This window comes from Massilia sp. BHUDP2 (genome assembly GCF_046236355.1).
Classification (GTDB): Bacteria; Pseudomonadota; Gammaproteobacteria; order Burkholderiales; family Burkholderiaceae_D; genus Telluria; species Telluria varians.
This window is the reverse complement of record NZ_JBJUVW010000002.1, coordinates 557,517-576,168: the sequence shown is the minus strand read 5'-3', so window position 1 is coordinate 576,168 and position 18,652 is coordinate 557,517. Positions and strand designations below refer to the sequence as shown.

The window sequence follows — 18,652 nt, the reverse complement described above, 5'->3', positions numbered from 1 at the left end:
GTGGGGCGGGATCATCGGCCTTGCGCTCTCCGGGCGCATGCATCCATCTTTCATGCCGCCTTGTCGCCGGCCTGCTCGGCAACACGTTCGTCCCGCAGCTGCGCCATTGCGTCGGCCAGCGCCTGCACCACGCGGTGCGCGCTCGGGCGATCGAGGTAGGGCCCCATCGGCAGGCTCAGCACCTCGTGCGCCAGGCTGGCCGCCACCGGGCAGCCGCCCGGGCTGGCCCACTGTGCATAGGCCGGCTGGCGGTCGATCGGCACCGGGTAGTGCACCGCGGTCGGGATGCCGGCCGCGTGCAGGACTTCCTGGAGCCGTTCGCGCCGGGGCACCAGGACCGTGTACTGGGCGTACACGCTGGTCCGGTCGGGCCGGCAGCCGACCGGCTCGAGCATATGATCGGGCTCACCCGCGAGCGTGCTCGCGAGCAGCTCGTCGTAGCAGGCAGCGGCGCGCTGGCGTTGCTCGATTTCCCATTCGAAGCGCTCGAGCTTGGCCAGCACGATGGCGCACTGCAGGGTGTCCATGCGGCCGCCCACGCCGATGCGGGTATGCACGTAGCGGCGCGACTGCCCGTGCACGCGGATTTCGCGCATGGCGCTGGCCAGGGCGTCGTCGCTGGTGAAGATGGCGCCGCCGTCGCCGTAGCAGCCGAGCGGCTTGCTGGGGAAGAAGCTGGTGCAGCCGATGGTCGACAGGTTGCAGCTCCTGCGGCCGCGGTAGGTGGCGCCGAAACTCTGGGCCGCATCTTCGATCACGGCCAGGCCGTGGCGCTCGGCGATGGCGTTGATCTCGTCCATGTCGGCGGGCTGTCCGTACAGCGATACCGGGATGATGGCGCGGGTGCGCGGCGTGATGCGCGCCTCGAGCAGGCGGTGGTCGAGGTTGCAGGTGCCGGCCTCGACGTCCACGAACACCGGGGTGGCGCCCAGCAGCACGATCGCTTCGGCGGTGGCGATGAAGGAGAAGGGCGTGGTGATGACTTCGTCGCCGGGCTTGATGCCGAGCGCCATCAGCGAGATCACCAGGGCCTCGGTGCCGGAAGACACAGTGATGCAGTGGCGCGCGCCGGTGAAGCCGGCGAGGCGGCCTTCCAGTTCGGCCACTTCCGGCCCCATGATGTACTGGCCATGGTCGAGGACCGCCCCGATGCGTGCGTTGATCAGTTCGCGGGAAGCGAGGTATTGCGACTTGAGGTCGATGAAATCCATGGGGTCCTCGTCAGGGTTGGAGGGCGGCGCGTTCGAGGTGGCAGGCGCCGTCGTGCAGCACGTACAGGTCACCGGTGTGGGGACAGAGGGCTTCGGCCGCGACCTTGCCCGCGGCGGCGGGGGGCAGGGGAAGGTCGAGGCGTTCGCCGAAGCGGCTGATCCAGCCGATCTGGCGCGCCGGCACCCCGGCCACCAGGGCAAACGCGGGCACGTCGCGATTGACGACGGCCCCCGCGGCAACGAAGGCGTATTCGCCGATGGTGACGCCGCACACGATGGTGGCATTGGCGCCGATGGTGGCGCCGCGCCGCACCAGGGTGCGCCGGTATTCGTGCTTGCGGGTCACCGCTGCGCGCGGGTTGTAGACGTTGGTGAACACCATGCTCGGGCCGCAGAACACCTCGTCCTCGAGCGTGACGGCGTCATAGATCGAGACATTGTTCTGGACCTTGACCTGGTTGCCGAGCACGACGTCGTTGCCGACATACACGTTCTGGCCCAGCGAGCAGTCTTCGCCGACGCGGGCGCCGGCGCAGACGTGGGCGAAGTGCCAGACCCGGGTGCCGTCGCCGAGGGCGGCGCCGTGGTCGACGATGGCGCTGGAATGAATGACGATGGCCATGATCAATACTCCAGCGGCAGGGCAATGCGCTTGCCGTCGCGCGCCGAACGGTAGGCCGCCACCAGCACCTCGAGCGACTTCAGGCCTTCGCGCCCGTCGGTCTCCGGCTCGGCCTCGCCGCGCAGCACCTTGATCACGTTGTCGTAGTAGTGCGGGTGGCCGAAGCCGTAGACCGAGGTGGTCTGGTAGCTGGCTTCCTTGACGCGTTCGTCGTCCGGATCGGGCTTGGCGAATTCCCACTGCTGCACCTCGTTGACGGCGACGCCGCCGATGCGCGCGGTGCCGTGCTCGCCGAGGATGGTGATCGAGCCTTCCATGTTGTGAGGGTAGGTCAGCATGGTGACATTCATCGAGCCGAGCGCGCCGTTGCGCCAGCGCACACTGATGACGCCGGTGTCCTCGACCTCGATGTCGCGCGCCAGGGTGGCGGTATAGGCCTGCAGGCTTTCCACCGGGCCGACGATCCAGTCGATCAGGTCGACGTAGTGGCTGGCCTGGTTCATGAAGGCGCCGCCGTCGAATTCCCAGGTGCCGCGCCACTTGGCGCTGTTGTAGTACTCGTCCGGACGTGTCCAGAACACGTTCAGGTTGACCATGTAGATGCGCCCGAAGCGTTTCTTTTCCACCGCGCTCTTGAGCAGCTGCAGGGTGGCGTTGCGGCGGTTCTGCTTGACGACGAACAGGCGCACCCCGGCTGCATCGGCCGCCGCGACCATGGCCTTGCCGTCTTCCCAGCGCGTGGCCATCGGCTTTTCGGTGATGACGTGGCGGCCGGCGCGCGCCACCTGGATCGCCTGCTGGGGATGCAGCCCGGACGGGGTGCAGAGCACGAAGGCATCGGCTTCGCACTCGGCCAGCATGCGGTCCAGACTGCGCCAGGCGCGGGCGCCGGTGGCCCTGGCGGCGCTGTCGAGGGCGCGCGGGTCGACGTCGCACACCCCGACCAGTTCGGCACGGTCATGGTGTTCGCGGATGGCATTCATGTGGTTCTTCGCTATGCGGCCGCAGCCGACAAGGGCGAAGCGGATCTTGCGGTCGAGGATGGCAGGGGGGTAGGAACGCATCGTGTTCTCCGGCTTGTTCGGTATGTGATTGCCTTGATTGCCTGACGTGGGGCTGTTGCTGGCCTGGTGCTGCGGGCGAGCCTCAGGCCTTGACGACGTTCGGCAAGCGTTCGGTGTAGACGCCGCGGGTGTCGACGATCAGGTTGGCGTACTGGCGCACCAGCTCGTAGTCGAAGGCGCTGTGGGCGGTGGCCACCAGCACCACGTCGTAGGAGGCGATCGCGTTCGGGCTCAAGGGGACGCTGGAAAGCTCGAAGCGGTGCTCGCGCATGCGCGGGAAGACCGGCACGTGCGGGTCGGAGTAGTCGACGGTGGCGCCCTTGCGGCGCAGGATCTCCATCAGGGCCACCGAGGGCGATTCGCGCATGTCCTCGACGTCCTTCTTGTAGGCGATGCCGAGCACCAGCACGCGGCTGCCCATGATCGAACGCCCGCGCTCGTTCAGGGCATCGGCGACCTTGCTGATCACCCAGTGCGGCATGTCGCTGTTGATCTCGCCGGCCAGCTCGATGAAGCGGGTATGGACGCCGTATTCGCGCGCCTTCCAGGTAAGGTAGAAAGGGTCGATCGGGATGCAGTGGCCGCCCAGGCCCGGGCCCGGATAGTAGGGCGTAAAGCCGAAGGGCTTGGTGGCGGCGGCGCGGATCACCTCGTGGATGTCGATGCCCATGCGGTCGGCGATGATCTTCATCTCGTTCACCAGGCCGATGTTGACGGCGCGGTGGATGTTCTCGAGCAGCTTGGTCAGTTCGGCCGCACGGGTCGAGCTGACCGGGACCACGCGGTCGACCGCGGCCCGGTACAGGGCCAGGCCGGCTTCCAGGCAGGCCGGGGTCGAGCCGCCGCACACCTTCGGGATGGTGCGGGTCTGGAAATGCGGGTTGCCCGGGTCTTCGCGCTCGGGCGAGAACACCAGGAACAGGTCGCGTCCGACCGTGAAGCCGCGCGACTCCAGGCGCGGGCGCAGTTCTTCCTCGGTGGTGCCGGGATAGGTGGTGCTCTCCAAGGACACCACCTGGCCTTCGCGCACATAGGGCAGCAGGGCGCTGACGGTGCCGAGCACATAGGACAGGTCGGGCTCGCGGAAGGCGTTCAGCGGGGTCGGCACGCAGATGATCAGGGCGTCGGCCTCGCCGGCCCGGGTGAAGTCGGCGGTGGCTTCGAAGCCGAGCTCGCGCGCCGAGCCGATCGCCCTGGCGTCGATGTGCTTGATGTAGCTCTCCCCGCGGTTCAGGCGTTCGACCTTGTCGGTATCGATGTCGATGCCCAGCACCTTGAAGCCTTGCGCCGCATAGCAGAGGGTCAAGGGCAGGCCGACGTAGCCGAGGCCGACAATGCCGATGACGGCGGTGCGGTCCTGCAGCTTGGCCAGCAGCTGCTCCAGGTGAGGGGAGGTGTTCTCGTCGCGCATGTGTTTCCTCGTCGGTGACAGTGGGGGGTACGGGTTCAGATCCGGAACGGCACGAACTTTTTGATCAGGCTCGGCGCCTGGGTATCGGCCACCAGGGGCGGCGCCGTTACCGGCGAGGTGGGCACGTATTCGGCGACGATGGCCTTGACCATCGATTCGATCGTGCCGCGCTCGTGGGTCTCGCAGGCCATCATCAGGCAGGTGATGCAGGTTTCCAGCACACTGGGGCGCAGCGCGCTTTCCTTCATGCGCATGATGCGCGGGTGCTCGCTCGGGAAGACGGTGCCCTCGGTCAGCAGTTCCTCGTGCAGCTTTTCGCCGGGGAACAGGCCGACGAACTGGACCTCGATGTCGCCGCGCGGGTTCTGCGGCGACCGTTCGGTGAGCCCGGACATGGCGATCATGGTGCGCGCCAGGTCGACGATCTTGACCGGCTCGCCCATGTCGAGCACGAACACGTCGCCGCCCTTGGCCATGGAGCCGGCCTGGATCACCAGCTGGGCCGCCTCGGCGATCAGCATGAAGTAGCGCGACACCTCGGGGTGGGTGATGGTCAGCGGGCCGCCGCGGGCGATCTGGCGCTGGAACAGGGGGATGACCGAGCCGGACGAGCCGAGCACGTTGCCGAAGCGGACCATGCAGAAGGTCGTGTGGGCGCCGTGGCGCACCGCCGCCGCCTGGAAGATCAGTTCGGCGATGCGCTTGCTGGCGCCCATGATGTTCGTCGGGCGTACCGCCTTGTCGCTCGAGATCAGCACGCAGGTCTCGACCTTGTGCTGGGCGGCGGCGCTGGCCACGACCTGGGCGCCGATCACGTTGTTGCGCAGTCCTTCGACGATATTGGCCTCGACCAGGGGCACGTGCTTGTAGGCGGCGGCGTGGTAGATGGTGTTGACCTTGCCGTCGCGCAGGACGCGCTCGACCAGTTCGCTGTTGCAGACCGAACCCAGGTGCGCGTGGATGGCCAGCCCCGGGAAGCGCGCGGCCAGCTCCTGGCGGATGGTGTAGAGCGCGTACTCGGAGTGGTCGAGCAGGTGCAGCTCAAGCGGGGTCAGCGTGACGATCTGGCGGCACAGCTCGCTGCCGATCGACCCGCCGGCGCCGGTGACGAGCACGCTCTTGCCGCGGACGCAGCGGGCGAACAGGTCGAGCCGCGGCGGCACCGGCGGGCGCCCGAGCAGGTCCTCGAACTTGAGTTCGCGGATCGTGCCGTGCGCCGGCGGCCGGTCGTCGGCCAGGTCGACCAGGCGGCTCAGGATCTTGACCGGCACCCCGGCCTGGCCGAGGCGCTGCATGATGTCGCGCAGGCGCTCCGGCGACACCGAGGGCAGGGCGATCACGATCGTGCGGATGCCCTGCGACGCCACCAGCTCGGCCAGGCGCGTGGTATTGAACACGCGCAGGCCGGCGATGGTGCGTTCGTTCAGGGCGCGCTTGTCGTCGAAGAAGCAGACCGGGCGGTATTCGTCGCTGTGGCGCATCGCCTGCACCAGGCGCGCACCGGCATCGCCGGCGCCGTAGACGGCCACCGCATCGGACGCGCCGGTGCGCCGCCCGCCGTGGGCGCGCAGCAGGTTGCGCAGGCCGATACGGGAAATGACGACATACGAGAAAACCACGAACCAGTAAATGGCGAGCGCGCTGCGCGGAAAACGCGGCTCGTTCATGATGATTAATACGACATACACGCACAAAATGGCGAATGCGAGTGCGGCGCCGGTAAAACTCAATAAACGCTGGTCGATAAAACGGATGACGGCGCGGTATAAATCGGATACCGAAAATGCGGCAATGGTGACCACGGCTACCAGCGCATAGGACGCGGGACCGAAATTCTGTGCAAGCTGTAAATCGCCACCCCGTAATATCATCGCAATCAGGAAACAGACCGGCAATGCCAGCAGGTCGCACCCCACCATCAGGGCGATTTTACTGGTGCGGCTCATCGCCACCATCCGTACGCAAAGCTGGCTGAAAAGATCGGATCTGAAATTGGACATGGCAATCCGCTGCGGTTAGGAATTAATGAAAGCCTAGAGAAATTCGGGCGCGGCAATGCATAAAACGCGATAATCCGGTCGTTATCCAGAAAGGAAACAAGTAAATGAAAAGAAGTTTTGTAAATTTATTATCAGGCGGCTACTACTAATGGAGTTTGACCTCACTCAACGGCGGCAAGTGAATTAATTCGAAAAGACCTGAAAATGAAAATAGGAAATGAAAATAGGAAATAAATTGCCTATTTCATTTCCATTGATTATTTAATTGATGAGCGGAACTGATGAGCAGGCAGGGGCCTGCGCAGGCCACGCGCACGGCCGCCGGTGCGGCAGGAAGAGGAGGGGAAAGGACAACGCGCCGGCAAGGCGGCGCGTCGGAGAGGGCGGAAGCGCCGCCGGCCGGGCCGGCAGCGGGGTCAGGCGGCCGGGCGGCCCGGGCGCGGCTGTGGCGCCATCGGCGGCACCGTGATCTGCTCGTTCAGGCGCAGGAACTTGAAGCCGGCCAGCACCTGGCCAGGCTTGCCCTCGCGCGCATTGCGGGCCTCGCGCTCGGCGGCGCGGGCGATGAAGGAGTCGAAGGTCTCTTCGCGCACCTGCGGCGCCTGCGAGTGCAGGAAGCGCCGCTCGCCGTTCGGGCCCAGCACCACCAGGCCGACGTGCGAGGCCCAGTATTCGCCGTTGCGGGTCGAGATCACGTTCACGAAGTCGCCTTCCTGCAGCTGGGCGGCGATCGCCGCCACGCCTTCCTTGGGCACGTAGGCCTGGCGGCTGCTCTCGACCGGGATGTCGCGCACCGTGTTGTGGCGGGTGCGCAGGAAGCGCGCGCGGTCCACCGTCATCGCATACGAGGGGCCGCCCGGCCCGGCCAGCTCGGCGCTGACGTCGGTCACCAGCCAGCGGTTGGCCACGTTCCAGTCCATCTCGGTGTAGTGGTTGCGGGTGGCCACGCCGATCACGCCGTCGCGGTAGCGGATCCGCTGCAGCATCCAGAAGAACTCTTCCCAAGACTGCGACAGGGCCATCGCGTAGGTGTGTTCGGCGAAGACCACGCAGTCGCTTTCCTTCAGGCTGAACAGCGGCAGGTCGTCGTGTACTTCATACGGAAACTCGCCCAGCAGGTGCAGCGAATACGGCTGGCCGAGGTTCTTGCGGCCGATCGCGGCGATCCGCTTGCGCAAGTCGGGTTCGGCGGTGTGGACGTGGGCGATGTAGCGGCCGGCTTCCCGCGGCGTCATCTGGTAGATCTGCTTCTGCAGCACGGCGGCCAGCGGCAGCTCGGCTGCGGGCGTGCCCGGGTTGACGGATGACTGTGACGTCGGAGGGGCGCTGGCGCAGCCGGCGAGGGCGGCGCCGGCAAGCAGCAGGCTGCTGAGGCGGATGGCAATAGTCATTTGCAAAAAAGAGACACTCGAGACGATGAAGGTGCAGCCACGCTACTCCTGCGCCCGCGTAAAAGGGAATGAAATTTTGTTCATTCGCTATAACTTAGGCAATGCTTGAATATGTACATTCCTGGAAGTTATATAAAGGCGAACACAAGTGATTATTCAGCAAGCTTGACATCATCAATACTCCCGACCATGGCAGAAAGATGCCTACCAATTGCATACCAATAGCTATAATCTCAGGAGAGACGTCATGTTCAAGCAGAAGCCGCTCGCAGCGGCCGTATCGTTGGCCGTATGGAGCCTGGCCGCCGTCCCGGCCGTCGCGCAGGACGCACCGGCCCAGATCCAGACCGTCGAGGTCACCGGTATCCGCGCCTCGATGGCCAAGTCGCTGGCCGTCAAGAGGGATTCCTCCGCCAACGTCGAGGTGATCACCGCCGAAGACGTGGGCAAGATGCCGGACAAGAACCTGGCCGATTCGCTGCAGCGTCTCGCCGGCGTGGCCGTGCGTACCGACTACGACGAGGCCGAGAAAGTCGCGATGCGCGGCTCCAACCCGGACCATACCCTGATCCTGTTCAACGGTCACACCGTCTCGGGCGGCGACTGGTACTTTGCCGACCAGCTCTCGAGCAGCCGTTCGACCAGCCTGTCGCTGATGCCTTCGACGGTCCTGAACCAGGCTGTCGTCTACAAGACCTCGCAGGCCAACATCGTCGACGGCGGCATGGCCGGCACCATCAACGTGTCCACCCGCAAGCCGCTGGCGCAGAAGGAGCGCCTGACCGGCGTCGTCAACCTCGGCGCCGTGTACTCGCAGCTGCCGAGCAAGGCCGCGCACGACACCAACGCCTCGATCAACTGGAAGAACGAGTCGAACACCTTCGGCTTCATCCTGCAGGGCTTCGCCGAGAAGCGCCACTCGCGCCGCGATTCGGCTTCGCGCTTCGCCTACTCGGGCGGCAGCGGCTGGGATGTGATCAACACCAGCACCATGAAGGGCATCACCGACGAATCGCTGGCCGGCACCGGCTACAAGGCTTCGGACCTGGAAGGCGTGCGCATCCCGGGTTCGATGAGCATGGAATACGTGGAAGGCGTGCGTGACCGCAAGGGCGGCATGTTCTCGGCGCAGTTCAAGCCGAACAACGACCTCGACATGACCATGACCGGTTTCCATTCGGAGATGAAGGCGAATAACTTCGGCCGCCTGAATGCCGGCGCCATGTTCAGCATGCTGCGCGGCCTGGGTGGCGCTCAGGGCGGCGCCGCGCCGACCGATTCGAACGGCCAGCGCGTCTATGCGCAGATCAAGAACCCTGTGATCGTTACCGAGCGCACCATGTACGGCCACGAGCTGAAGGTGCTCAAGGCGGCCGACATCGTCTACCCGGCCGGCACCACCCCGCAGTACATTGGCGAGACCGAAGGCGCCTACCGTGACGGCGCCAAGGCCAGCAGCGCCTTCCTCGACCTCGACGTGAAATACCGCGTCAGCCCGGACCTGACGGTCAAGGCGCTGCTGTCGGCCACCAAGGGCGTCGGCGAGACCGCGCTCGACCAGGGCCTGACCTACACCCGCTACGGCACCGGCGTCTCCTATGCGCTGGGCAGCCTGTACGACGCCCCGTTCGTCAAGTGGTATGGTACCGGCCCGAACGTCCCGGGCCGCAACGCCGACGGCAGCGGCTACGTCCTGACCGGCCGCGCCGCCTCGGGCGTGACCACCAACGACCGCGAGAAGAGCATCAACCTCGATGCCGAGTACAAGCTCGACACGACCTACGTCAAGTCGCTCGAGTTCGGCGTGCGCCACGCCGATCACCGCCGCGACAGCGCCCGCCGCTTCCCGCAGCTGCGCAGTGGCGACCTGAACGCCAACGCACCGACCGGCGCCTTCAATTTCCAGCCGATCCCGGCGGACTTCGGCGCCGACCTGGACGGCCCGGCAGGCTGGGACAACACCAGCTGGACCCTGACTCCGGACGCGCTGAAGGCCTATTTCGCGGCCAACTACAAGCCGACCAACTCGGAATGGGAGCGCCGCGTCTCGACCGAACTCGACATGCGCGAACGCCAGAGCTCGGGCTACCTGATGGCCAACCTGGAAGGCGAACGCTGGTCGGGTAACGTCGGCCTGCGCTACGTGCGCACCCAGGTCAACGCCAACGTGCCGTCGCCGATCCCGGCAGGCACCTGCCCGCGCACCGAACCGGGCAAGCCGACCACCACCTGCGCGGCCGTGCCGGGCGCGATCACCACCGCCAGCGACGGCGTGCAGTACTACGACGGCGTGCCGTTCAATCCGCTCGCAGGCGTGATGTACTACAAAGATGCCAAGGAAAGCACCTTCAACAACCTGCTGCCGAGCCTGAACCTGCGCTACGAGCTGACCAAGGACCAGATCCTGCGCTTCGGCGCCAGCAAGACCATCTCGCGCCAGAACTACAACATCCTGGGCGCCGGCTACGGTTCGCCGACCTGCACCGACGGCTTCTGCCAGGTCACCGGTCCGAATCCGAACCTGGAGCCGCTGTTCGCCAAGAACCTGGACATTTCGTACGCCTGGTACTTCGCGCGCCGTTCGATGGTGGGCGTGAACCTGTTCGCCTCGAACATCACCGGCTATCCGAAGACCGGCGTGGCCGGCCAGGACACCGTGCAGCTGCTCGACCCGCGCGACAACATCATCAAGAACTTCGCGGTGAACTCGGCCTCGCAGCAGGGCGCGCGCATCCGCGGCATCGAGCTGATGTACGAGCAGCCGTTCGGCAGCACGCCGTTCGGCTTCACCTCGAACGTGAGCCGCGCCAAGACCGAAGTGGATGACGGCCGCCCGATGGTGGGCGCTTCCGAGTATGCGGCCAACCTGGGCGTGTACTTCGAGAACGACACCGTGTCGGCGCGACTGGTCGCCAACTACCGCAGCGAGTACGTCAACACCTCGACCGCGCCGGCGCCGAACGCCAACAGCCAGGGCCTGTCGACCATCAACGGCGTCCTGATGCCGGTGGCGCCGACCATGGCCGCGCCGGTGACCACGCTGGCCTTCAACGCGAGCTACAACCTGCGTCCGGACCTGGTGCTGTCGTTCGACGCGACCAACCTGACCAACGTGAAGCGCGCCTACTACCGCTACAGCGAAGCGGAGCAGCAGAAGCTGGACGTGTCGGGCCGCATCTTCTACCTGAATCTGAAGTACCGCTTCTGATTCCGGCCTAGTCCGATCAAGGGGGAGCTTCGGCTCCCCTTTTTTTATCCGCAGCGAGACGGGCTTCCACTGCCGCCCGCCGCCCTGTAGGAGACGGCCTATCGAACAATGTGCGGCACCTAACGGTGGGTCCGGGAGCCCATCGTTATCATGGGAACCGTCTGAGTGAGGCACCTGTGCGACAAGCGCACGGTACCGACAGCTCAACAGGTTAGCCGGTCGCCTCGAGGACCGGCACCAATTTCGGGCCGCGCCCCAGGCGTCGGCCCCCAACGGAAGTGGAGGTCGCCATGTCCGAGATCAAGCAGCCACCCAAGCACCTGGTTCGTGAATACCTCGAGCGCCGTGCGCGGGACAGCGCACCACCGCCGACGCCGGAGGAAATCCGCCGCCAGCTCGGCTGGGGAATGCTGATGCCTTCCGATCTCAAGATGGGCACCAACCGCTCCTGATCCCGCGCCGCGCCGCGGCTCACCACCGTCCACCAGGAGACACTCATGACCAGAAAGATCGGCAGCAAACACGAGGCACAACACCGCGGCAAGAAGGAGCGCCAGGAGATCCGCCGTACCAACATCGCGCGCGAAGCCGTCAAGATGGCCGAAGCCCGCGCCAAGTACCGCAACCAGGTCAAGGGCCGTCCGCAGATGGACCTGTCGGCGTCAAGCTGAGTTTTACCGAAGCAGTATTCCCATCTGGCCCGCCTCCTCACAGGCGGGCTTTTTTTCGCCCCGCCATTCGCCGGCCTCGCCGCCGTCCGCCGAATACTTCGCCATTCACCGCCGCCACACTGCCATTCACCGAAAGGCGCTTCCATTGCATGTTGCTGCTCCGGTATCGTGTATCCATACAGTCCACACACGAGGAGTCACGCATCATGCATACCGAAGAAGCTTACCGCTGGCGCAAGCAGGCCGTCCTGGGCCTGGTCCTGATTGCCGTCGGCACCGTCGTCCTGCTCGACCGCATGTACTACATCGATGCCGGCGCCTACTGGCGCTACTGGCCATTGCTGCTGGTCGTGGTCGGCATCACCCAGACCATCGGCTATCCGAGCCTGCGCGAATTCCGCAGCGGCCTGTGGATGGTCTTCATCGGCCTGTGGCTGTTCGCCTGCTTCAACCATGTCTTCGGCCTGACTTTCGGTAACAGCTGGCCGCTGTTCATCCTGGCCTGGGGTGTGGAGCTGGTGTTCCAGCCGCTCGTCGCCCGCCGTTTCGCCCAGCAGCAGTCGGCCCTCAAGGGAGTGGAGCATCAACATGAAGGATAATTTCCAGTCGAAGGGCGTCACCAGCCAGGTCGTGCTCGGCCTCCTCGTGATCCTGATGGGCCTGTTGTTCCTGCTCGATAACCTCGACCTCATCGAGATCCGCCGCGTCCTGAGCTTCTGGCCGATGGTGTTCATCATCGCCGGCACTGTGAAGCTGTGCGACACCCAGAGCCGCAACGGCCAGCTGCTGGGCGGCGGCCTGATCGGGCTCGGCGTCCTGATGATCCTGGACCGCATGGACATCATCGACTTCAACATCCGCACCCTGTGGCCGCTGTTCCTGATCGGCGCCGGCGCCTTCGTGCTGTACAAGGCCCTGGATGCGCGCCGTGCCGGACCGACGGCGTCGCTGAAGGACGGGGCCGGTCCGGGAAGCGACGTGGTCGATGTGGCCGCCATCCTGGGCGGATTCGAACGCCGCGTCACGACGCAGAACTTCCGCGGCGGCGAGATCACGGCGGTGATGGGCGGCTGCTCGCTCGACATGCGCACCGCCTCGATCCAGGACGAAGCCGTGATCAACGTGTTCGCGTTCTGGGGCGGCGTCACGCTCAAGTGCCCGCCCGACTGGACCGTCGTGCTGCAGGGCACCCCGATCATGGGCGGTTTCGAGGAAAAGACCGCGACCCCGCCGCACAGTCAGAAGCGCCTGATCATCCGCGGCTACGCGATCATGGGCGGCGTCGAGGTGCGCAACTGATGGTGCTGGCGCGGCGCGGCAGCGCGCTCTACCTGCTGGCCTGGCTGATGCTGGGCCTCTTGCTGGCGGGGCTGATCAATGCCGCCACCGGCGCGGGGCCCGGCGCCAGCCTGCTGTTCGCGCTGCCGCTCACGCTGTTCTACGCGGTCGCCTGCGGCTTCTCCAGCTACTACCTGTGCCGCGCCTTTCCGCTGGCGCAGCGTCCGCTGGGTGCAGTGCTCTCGGTATTCTTCTTCAGCGGTCTGAGCGCGGCGCTGCTGTGGTGCGCGGCGGGCAGCGCCTGGGCCGCGGTGTGCGCGGCGCTGCTGGCCGAGGGCGAAGCGCTTGCCTTCACCCGGCCGTTCGCGGCCCTGATGCTGGGGATCGGGATGCTGCTGTACTGGATGACGGCGGTGGCCCAGCTGCTGGCGCTGGAATTCGAACGCGCGCGCCGCGCCGAGACGCGCGAGCTGGAATCGCGCCTGCTGGCGCAGGACGCCGAGCTGCGCATGCTGCGCACCCAGATCGATCCGCACTTCCTGTTCAACAGCCTGAACTCGATCAGCGCGCTGACGGCGATCGACCCGGGCCGGGCGCGCGACATGACCCTGCAGCTGGCGGGCTTCTTCCGCCAGACGCTCGGACTGGAAGCGCACCGCAAGGTGCGCCTGCGTGAGGAGCTGGTGCTGGTCGAGCGCTTCCTGGCGATCGAAGGGGTGCGCTTCGGCCCGCGCCTGTGCTTCGAGCACAGCGTGGGCGAGGGCGCGCAGGAATGCCTGCTGCCGCCGATGATCCTGCAGCCCTTGGTGGAGAACGCGGTCAAGCACGGGATCGGCGGACTGCTGGAAGGAGGTAGCATACGCCTGCTTGCAGAGCGCTCCGGTTCGCTGTTGCGGGTCCGGGTGGAAAACGATGCGGACCCGGATGAGACAGGTACGAAGGAAGGCAAGGGCATCGGCCTGGTGAACGTGCGCCAGCGCCTGGCGGCGGCCTATGGCAGGGACGGCAGCGTGCACTGGGCACGCGAGGACAAACTATTCCGGGTGGAGCTGGTGCTGCCCGCGGAGACGGAGGAGAAGTAAGCGATGCGAGTACTGATCGTCGACGACGAACACCTGGCGCGCGCGCTGCTGCGCGAATACCTGGCCGGTCATCCGGACATCGAGGTCGTGGGCGAATGCGCGAACGGCTTCGAGGCCGTCAAGGCCATCGGCGAGCTCGATCCGGAGCTGGTCTTCCTCGACATCCAGATGCCCAAGCTGGACGGCTTCGAGGTGGTCGAACTGGCCGGCAGCAAGCCGTATTACATTTTCGCGACCGCCTATGACCAGTACGCGCTGAAGGCCTTCGAGGTGCACGCGATCGACTACCTGCTCAAGCCCTTCAGCCGCGAGCGGCTGGCCCAGGCGCTGGACCATGCGCGCAGCCGCCGGCCGCAGCCGGAAGCTTTGCAGACCCAGCTGCAGGCCGTGGTCCTGGATGCCGCCCAGCGGCGCGGCTACCTGGAGCGGGTCCTGATCAAGGACGGGGCACGGGTGCACGTGGTGGCGAGCAGCAGCATCGACTACATCGAGGCGCAGGACGACTACGTGCAGGTGACGGCGGCCGGCAAGGCCTGGCTGAAGAACCAGCGCATGTCGGAACTCGAGGCCCAGCTCGACCCGCAGGTGTTCATCCGCATCCACCGCTCCTTCATCGCCAACCTCGGATCGATCGCGCGCATCGAACCGGCCAGCAAGGACAACCATTGCGCCGTGCTGAAGGACGGCACCCGGCTGCCGATCAGCCGCAGCGGCTACCAGAAGCTGCGCGACATGATGCGCTAGGAGGCGACAGCGGCGTCCACGTCCCACCAGGCGGGCAGCAGGGCGCGCACTTCCGGGCGGCCAAAGCGGTCGTCGATCAGCCAGACCACGCCACGGTCCGTCTCGGTACGGATCACGCGCCCCGCCGCCTGTACCACCTTCTGCATGCCGGGATAGAGATAGGTGTAGTCGTAGCCGGCCCCGAACATCGCCTGCATCCGCTCGCGCAGCTGCTCGTTCACCGGGTTTACCTGGGGCAGGCCGAGCGTGGCGACGAAAGCGCCGATCAGGCGATCCCCCGGCAGGTCGATGCCTTCGCCGAAGGAGCCGCCCAGCACCGCGAAGCCGACGCCGTGTCCGCCAGGTATAAAGCGCTCGAGGAAGGCGGCGCGTTCCGGCTCGCTCATGCGCCGTTCCTGGCGCCAGCTCGGGACCTCCGGATGGCGTGCCTGGAGTTCCTCCAGCACCTGCTCCAGGTAATCGAAGCTGCTGAAGAAGGCCAGGTAGTTGCCGGGACGTTCGGCATACTGGCGCGCGACCAGGTCCGCGATCGGCCGCAGCGAGGCGGCGCGACGCTGGTAACGGGTCGAAATGCCGCCCGCGACGTGGACCTCGAGCTGGCTGGCGGAAAACGGCGAGGCGACGTCGGCCCAGGCGGTATCGGCCGGCATGCCGAGCAGGTCGCAGAAGTAGTGCCAGGGACTGAGGGTGGCCGAGAACAGCGTCACCGAGCGGGCCAGCGCGAAGCGCGGCGCCAGGAAGGGCGCCGGCACCACGTTGCGGATGCTGATGGTCGAATCCTTGACGCCGGCACGCGCCAGGTCGCACAGCGAATGCTCGCCGAAGGATTCGGCCAGGCGCAGGAAGGCCAGGGCGTCGAAATGGAAGCGCTGCAGTTCCGGGTCGAGCGGACCGGGGACCTCCACCAGGAAGTCGTTCACGGTGCTGGTGGCGTTCTGCAGCGCGTCCAGCAGCTTGGCCGGCACTTCGGGCAGGACCTGGTAGGGGGCGAAGGGCAGCGGGGCCTCCTTGTCGGCGCCGCTCCAGGCGCGGCCGACGCGCTCCAGGGCCTTCTTGACGACCCCGGGCGCGTTGGCGCGCGCGGCGCGCAGCTGGCCGCGCTCCAGTTCCACGCTGTACATCGCGCGGGCACGCGACACCATGTTGTGGGCTTCGTCGACCAGCACGCTGGTCTTCCAGCCGCGCTCGAGCGCCAGCGCGTAGAGCATGGCGCTGCCGTCGAAATAATAGTTGTAGTCGCCGACCACCATGTCGGCCCAGCGCGCCATCTCGCTGCCGAGGTAGTAGGGGCAGACTTCATGGGCAAGGCCCACTTCGCGCAGGGCATCGCGGTCCAGCAGGGCCACCTGGGCGGCCGCCGCTCGCGCGGCCGGCAGGCGGTCGTAGAAGCCCTTCGCCAGCGGGCAGGCGTCGCCCTGGCAGGCCTTGTCCGGATGCTCGCAGGCCTTGTCGCGCGCCGTCAGTTCGAGCACCCGCAGCGGCACCGTGGCGCCGGCGCCCAGGCTGGCGGCGGCATCGAGGGCGAGGCGCCGGCCCGGGGTCTTGGCTGCCAAGAAGAAGACCTTGTCGAGGCCCTCTTGCGGCATCGCCCTCAGGACCGGGAACAGGCTGCCGACGGTCTTGCCGATGCCGGTCGGCGCCTGCGCCAGCAGGCAGCGCCCGCTGATGTTGGCGCGGTAGACGTTTTCCGCCAGCTGGCGCTGGCCGGGGCGGAAATCCGCATGCGGGAAGCGCAGTGCGCCCAGCGCCGCGTCGCGCGCCGTGCGGTGCGCCGCTTCGCTGGCAGCCCAGTCCGAGAAGCGTTCGCAGAGTTCGGTGAACAGGGCGGCAAGGTCTTGCGCGCTCCGGGTTTCGCGCAGCACGGTTTCCTGGCCGCTGCCGATGTCGTAGTAGACCAGGGCCAGGTTGACGCTGTCCATCCCGAGCTGGCGGCACAGCAGGTGGCCGTAGACCCGCACTTGCGCCCAGTGCAGGTGGCGGTGGTTGTCGGGAATGGCGTCGAACTTGCCGCGGTGGGTCTTGATCTCTTCGACCAGGTTCTGGTCCGGGTCGTAGCCGTCGGCGCGCCCGCGCACGTGCAGGTCGCCCCAGCTTCCTTCGAGCGATACCTCGGTGCGGTAGTTCTCGCCGCGCCGGCTAGTCACGACCGCATGGCCGTTGATGCCTTCCTGGGCGGTGGGCGAGGGCGTGAAGCGCATGTCGAGGTCGCCCTGCTTGGCGGTGAACTCGCACAGGGCGCGTACCGCGACGCTGTAGCGAAGGCTGACATTCAAGCGGCCTGCTCCCACTGGAGGTAGCACACCGACACCGGCATCCCGTGCGTCGAACAGTAGTCGATCCAGCGCAGCTGGTTGTCCTGCAGGCGGTCACCCGGGCCCTTCACTTCGATCATGGTGTAGCGGTGTTCCGCCGGCCAGAACTGGATCAGGTCGGGAAAGCCAGTGTGGTTGGCCCGGACGTCCGCCAGGATCCGTTCGCACCATTTGCGCAGGTGTTGCGGCGGGATGCAGGCCAGCGCCAGCTCCAGCAGTTCCTCGCTGAGTGCGCCCCAGTACACGAAAGGCGAGGCGATGCCCGCTTTCTCGCGGTAGTGGGCGCGGATGGTGTCGCGGTAGCTGCCGTCGTCCAGCCGCGCCAGGCAGGCATCGAACTCGGCCTGGCGGCGCAGGTGGAAGTCCGGGCTGTGCAGGTCGGCCGGGCCGCGGTGGAAGGGGTGGAAAAAGGCGCCGGGAATGGCGGCGAAGATCGCCGGCCAGCACAGCAGGCCGAACAGGGAGTTGGCCAGCGCGTTCTCGACGTAGAACACGGGCGCGTCTTCGCGCGCGAGGTGGTCGCGCACCACGCCCTCGACCCAGCGGTCTTCCACTGGCATCGGCAGCGCCAGGTCGAGGCGCTCGACGAGCGGCTTGCGGGCCGGCAGCCTGGCATGGCCGAGGCGGCGCGCCAGGCGCGGCCCGATACGCATCAATTGCTGGCGCTCGGCCTCGCTTTCCGGCGCGGCCTGGGCCACCTGGAACAGCGCATACGCTTCATCGAAGCGCTCGTGCTTTTCCAGCACGCGGATGGCGCGTCCGCGCGCACCGAGGAAGCGGCAGCGCGCATAGACGGCGTAGGCATTGTCCCAGTCCTTTAGCTTTTCAAAACCCTGGCCGATCTGGAACAGCAGCTTCTCGCGCCGGCTCACCAGCCAATCGTTGTCGAACACATGGGCGGGCAGGTCGCGCAGCACCTCGTCGAGCGGCTCGCCGGCGTAGAAGCGCTCCTTGCAGGCATGCAGGAGGATGTAGTGCTCGACGTCGGCGCGCGAGCGGAAACCGCGCGAGGCTTGCGAGATCTCGACCTGCTCGAAGCGGAACATGCCGAGGTCGGACAGCACGAATTCGGTCCAGTCCTGGGCCAGGTTGCCGAAGAAGATCAGGCGCAGCCGGTCGCACAGCGGCTTGACCCCGATGCGCAGCGCGAGATCGGCGCAATCGCGGTACCACGCGGAGAACGCCCGGCTGTCGGCGAATTGCTCGCGCAGCGCGTCCAGCTGCTCGCCCTTGCGCGCGTTCTTGTGCGGCAGCTGCGGACCGAAGGCGCTGGCGATCTCGGGCTTGGACAACAGGTCGAACAGCTCATCGAGCGAGATGACCGGGTCGGCCTCGACCCAGCCGGTGGCAAGCAGCTCGCGCGCGGCCTCGACCGGACAGCCGATCTCGGCATACACCAACTTACTGGCGCGGAACAGATTCCCCTTGCGCATGACCATGCGCACGAACAGGGCGCGCGCAGGCCGCGGCAGCGTGGGAAAGGCGGCAAGGAAGGCGAGCTCGTCGTCGACCAGCAGGTCGCGATAGCGTTCGCTAATCCAGTCGAGGACGCGCTGGAAATTATCCAGATAATAAAACTCGTTTTCCAGAACCCTGATCATGTCATGACGCCATACTGTGCTTTCGTACAGTATAGCGCCACGTGGGGGCAATAACCC

15 protein-coding genes are annotated in these 18,652 nt (G+C 66.5%); 7 read left to right on the top strand and 8 right to left on the bottom strand.

The window, feature by feature from the left end; all coding sequences use genetic code 11:
- Positions 1 to 50 precede the first annotated feature (50 nt).
- From ACK6C6_RS13250 to ACK6C6_RS13225, 6 genes are all read right to left on the bottom strand, one after another.
- Positions 51 to 1,211 carry a DegT/DnrJ/EryC1/StrS family aminotransferase gene (locus ACK6C6_RS13250; RefSeq protein ID WP_409267692.1) on the bottom strand — a complete coding sequence of 387 codons (1,161 nt, stop codon included), beginning with the start codon at positions 1,209 to 1,211 and terminating at the stop codon, positions 51 to 53.
- Positions 1,212 to 1,221: 10 nt separating this feature from the next.
- Positions 1,222 to 1,833, bottom strand: a complete 612-nt coding sequence (locus ACK6C6_RS13245; RefSeq protein ID WP_409267691.1) for an acyltransferase — start codon at positions 1,831 to 1,833, stop codon at positions 1,222 to 1,224.
- A 2-nt stretch (positions 1,834 to 1,835) separates the two neighbouring features.
- The gene (locus tag ACK6C6_RS13240) at positions 1,836 to 2,897 is read right to left on the bottom strand and encodes a Gfo/Idh/MocA family protein (RefSeq protein WP_409267690.1); all 1,062 of its coding nucleotides are present in this window, start codon (positions 2,895 to 2,897) and stop codon (positions 1,836 to 1,838) included.
- A gap of 82 nt (positions 2,898 to 2,979) precedes the next feature.
- Positions 2,980 to 4,308, bottom strand: coding sequence for a nucleotide sugar dehydrogenase (locus ACK6C6_RS13235; RefSeq protein ID WP_209588393.1), 1,329 nt, complete (start codon positions 4,306 to 4,308; stop codon positions 2,980 to 2,982).
- A 35-nt stretch (positions 4,309 to 4,343) separates the two neighbouring features.
- A complete protein-coding gene (locus tag ACK6C6_RS13230; protein WP_409267689.1) occupies positions 4,344 to 6,254 on the bottom strand; it encodes a polysaccharide biosynthesis protein in 1,911 nt (636 codons plus the stop codon).
- Positions 6,255 to 6,724: 470 nt separating this feature from the next.
- Positions 6,725 to 7,699 (bottom strand): N-acetylmuramoyl-L-alanine amidase-like domain-containing protein, encoded by a 975-nt coding sequence (locus ACK6C6_RS13225; protein WP_409267688.1) that lies wholly within the window; start codon positions 7,697 to 7,699, stop codon positions 6,725 to 6,727.
- Between the two features lie 247 nt (positions 7,700 to 7,946).
- Here ACK6C6_RS13225 and ACK6C6_RS13220 point away from each other — a divergent pair, with 247 nt between their 5' ends.
- The 7 genes from ACK6C6_RS13220 to ACK6C6_RS13190 all read left to right on the top strand — a co-directional run bounded on the left by ACK6C6_RS13220 (position 7,947) and on the right by ACK6C6_RS13190 (position 14,682).
- A complete protein-coding gene (locus ACK6C6_RS13220; RefSeq protein ID WP_409267687.1) occupies positions 7,947 to 10,907 on the top strand; it encodes a TonB-dependent receptor in 2,961 nt (986 codons plus the stop codon).
- A gap of 290 nt (positions 10,908 to 11,197) precedes the next feature.
- Positions 11,198 to 11,359, top strand: a complete 162-nt coding sequence (locus ACK6C6_RS13215) for a hypothetical protein (RefSeq protein WP_169728101.1) — start codon at positions 11,198 to 11,200, stop codon at positions 11,357 to 11,359.
- 45 nt (positions 11,360 to 11,404) lie between these two features.
- Positions 11,405 to 11,578 carry a hypothetical protein gene (locus tag ACK6C6_RS13210; RefSeq protein ID WP_209588389.1) on the top strand — a complete coding sequence of 58 codons (174 nt, stop codon included), beginning with the start codon at positions 11,405 to 11,407 and terminating at the stop codon, positions 11,576 to 11,578.
- 206 nt (positions 11,579 to 11,784) lie between these two features.
- Positions 11,785 to 12,177: a LiaI-LiaF-like domain-containing protein gene (locus ACK6C6_RS13205; RefSeq protein WP_409267686.1), complete on the top strand. Its 393-nt coding sequence runs from the start codon at positions 11,785 to 11,787 to the stop codon at positions 12,175 to 12,177.
- Positions 12,167 to 12,877: a LiaI-LiaF-like domain-containing protein gene (locus tag ACK6C6_RS13200; RefSeq protein WP_209588387.1), complete on the top strand. Its 711-nt coding sequence runs from the start codon at positions 12,167 to 12,169 to the stop codon at positions 12,875 to 12,877. Before ACK6C6_RS13205 ends, ACK6C6_RS13200 begins: the two co-directional genes overlap by 11 nt.
- A complete protein-coding gene (locus ACK6C6_RS13195) occupies positions 12,877 to 13,938 on the top strand; it encodes a sensor histidine kinase (RefSeq protein ID WP_409267685.1) in 1,062 nt (353 codons plus the stop codon). Before ACK6C6_RS13200 ends, ACK6C6_RS13195 begins: the two co-directional genes overlap by 1 nt.
- Positions 13,939 to 13,941: 3 nt before the next feature.
- Positions 13,942 to 14,682 carry a LytR/AlgR family response regulator transcription factor gene (locus ACK6C6_RS13190; RefSeq protein WP_409267684.1) on the top strand — a complete coding sequence of 247 codons (741 nt, stop codon included), beginning with the start codon at positions 13,942 to 13,944 and terminating at the stop codon, positions 14,680 to 14,682.
- Here ACK6C6_RS13190 and ACK6C6_RS13185 read toward each other — a convergent pair.
- Together ACK6C6_RS13185 and ACK6C6_RS13180 are read right to left on the bottom strand one after the other, a co-directional pair.
- Positions 14,679 to 16,955: a helicase C-terminal domain-containing protein gene (locus ACK6C6_RS13185; RefSeq protein WP_409267683.1), complete on the bottom strand. Its 2,277-nt coding sequence runs from the start codon at positions 16,953 to 16,955 to the stop codon at positions 14,679 to 14,681. The genes ACK6C6_RS13190 and ACK6C6_RS13185 overlap by 4 nt on opposite strands.
- The gene (locus ACK6C6_RS13180) at positions 16,952 to 18,595 is read right to left on the bottom strand and encodes a VRR-NUC domain-containing protein (protein WP_409267682.1); all 1,644 of its coding nucleotides are present in this window, start codon (positions 18,593 to 18,595) and stop codon (positions 16,952 to 16,954) included. Before ACK6C6_RS13180 ends, ACK6C6_RS13185 begins: the two co-directional genes overlap by 4 nt.
- Between the last annotated feature and the right edge of the window lie 57 nt (positions 18,596 to 18,652).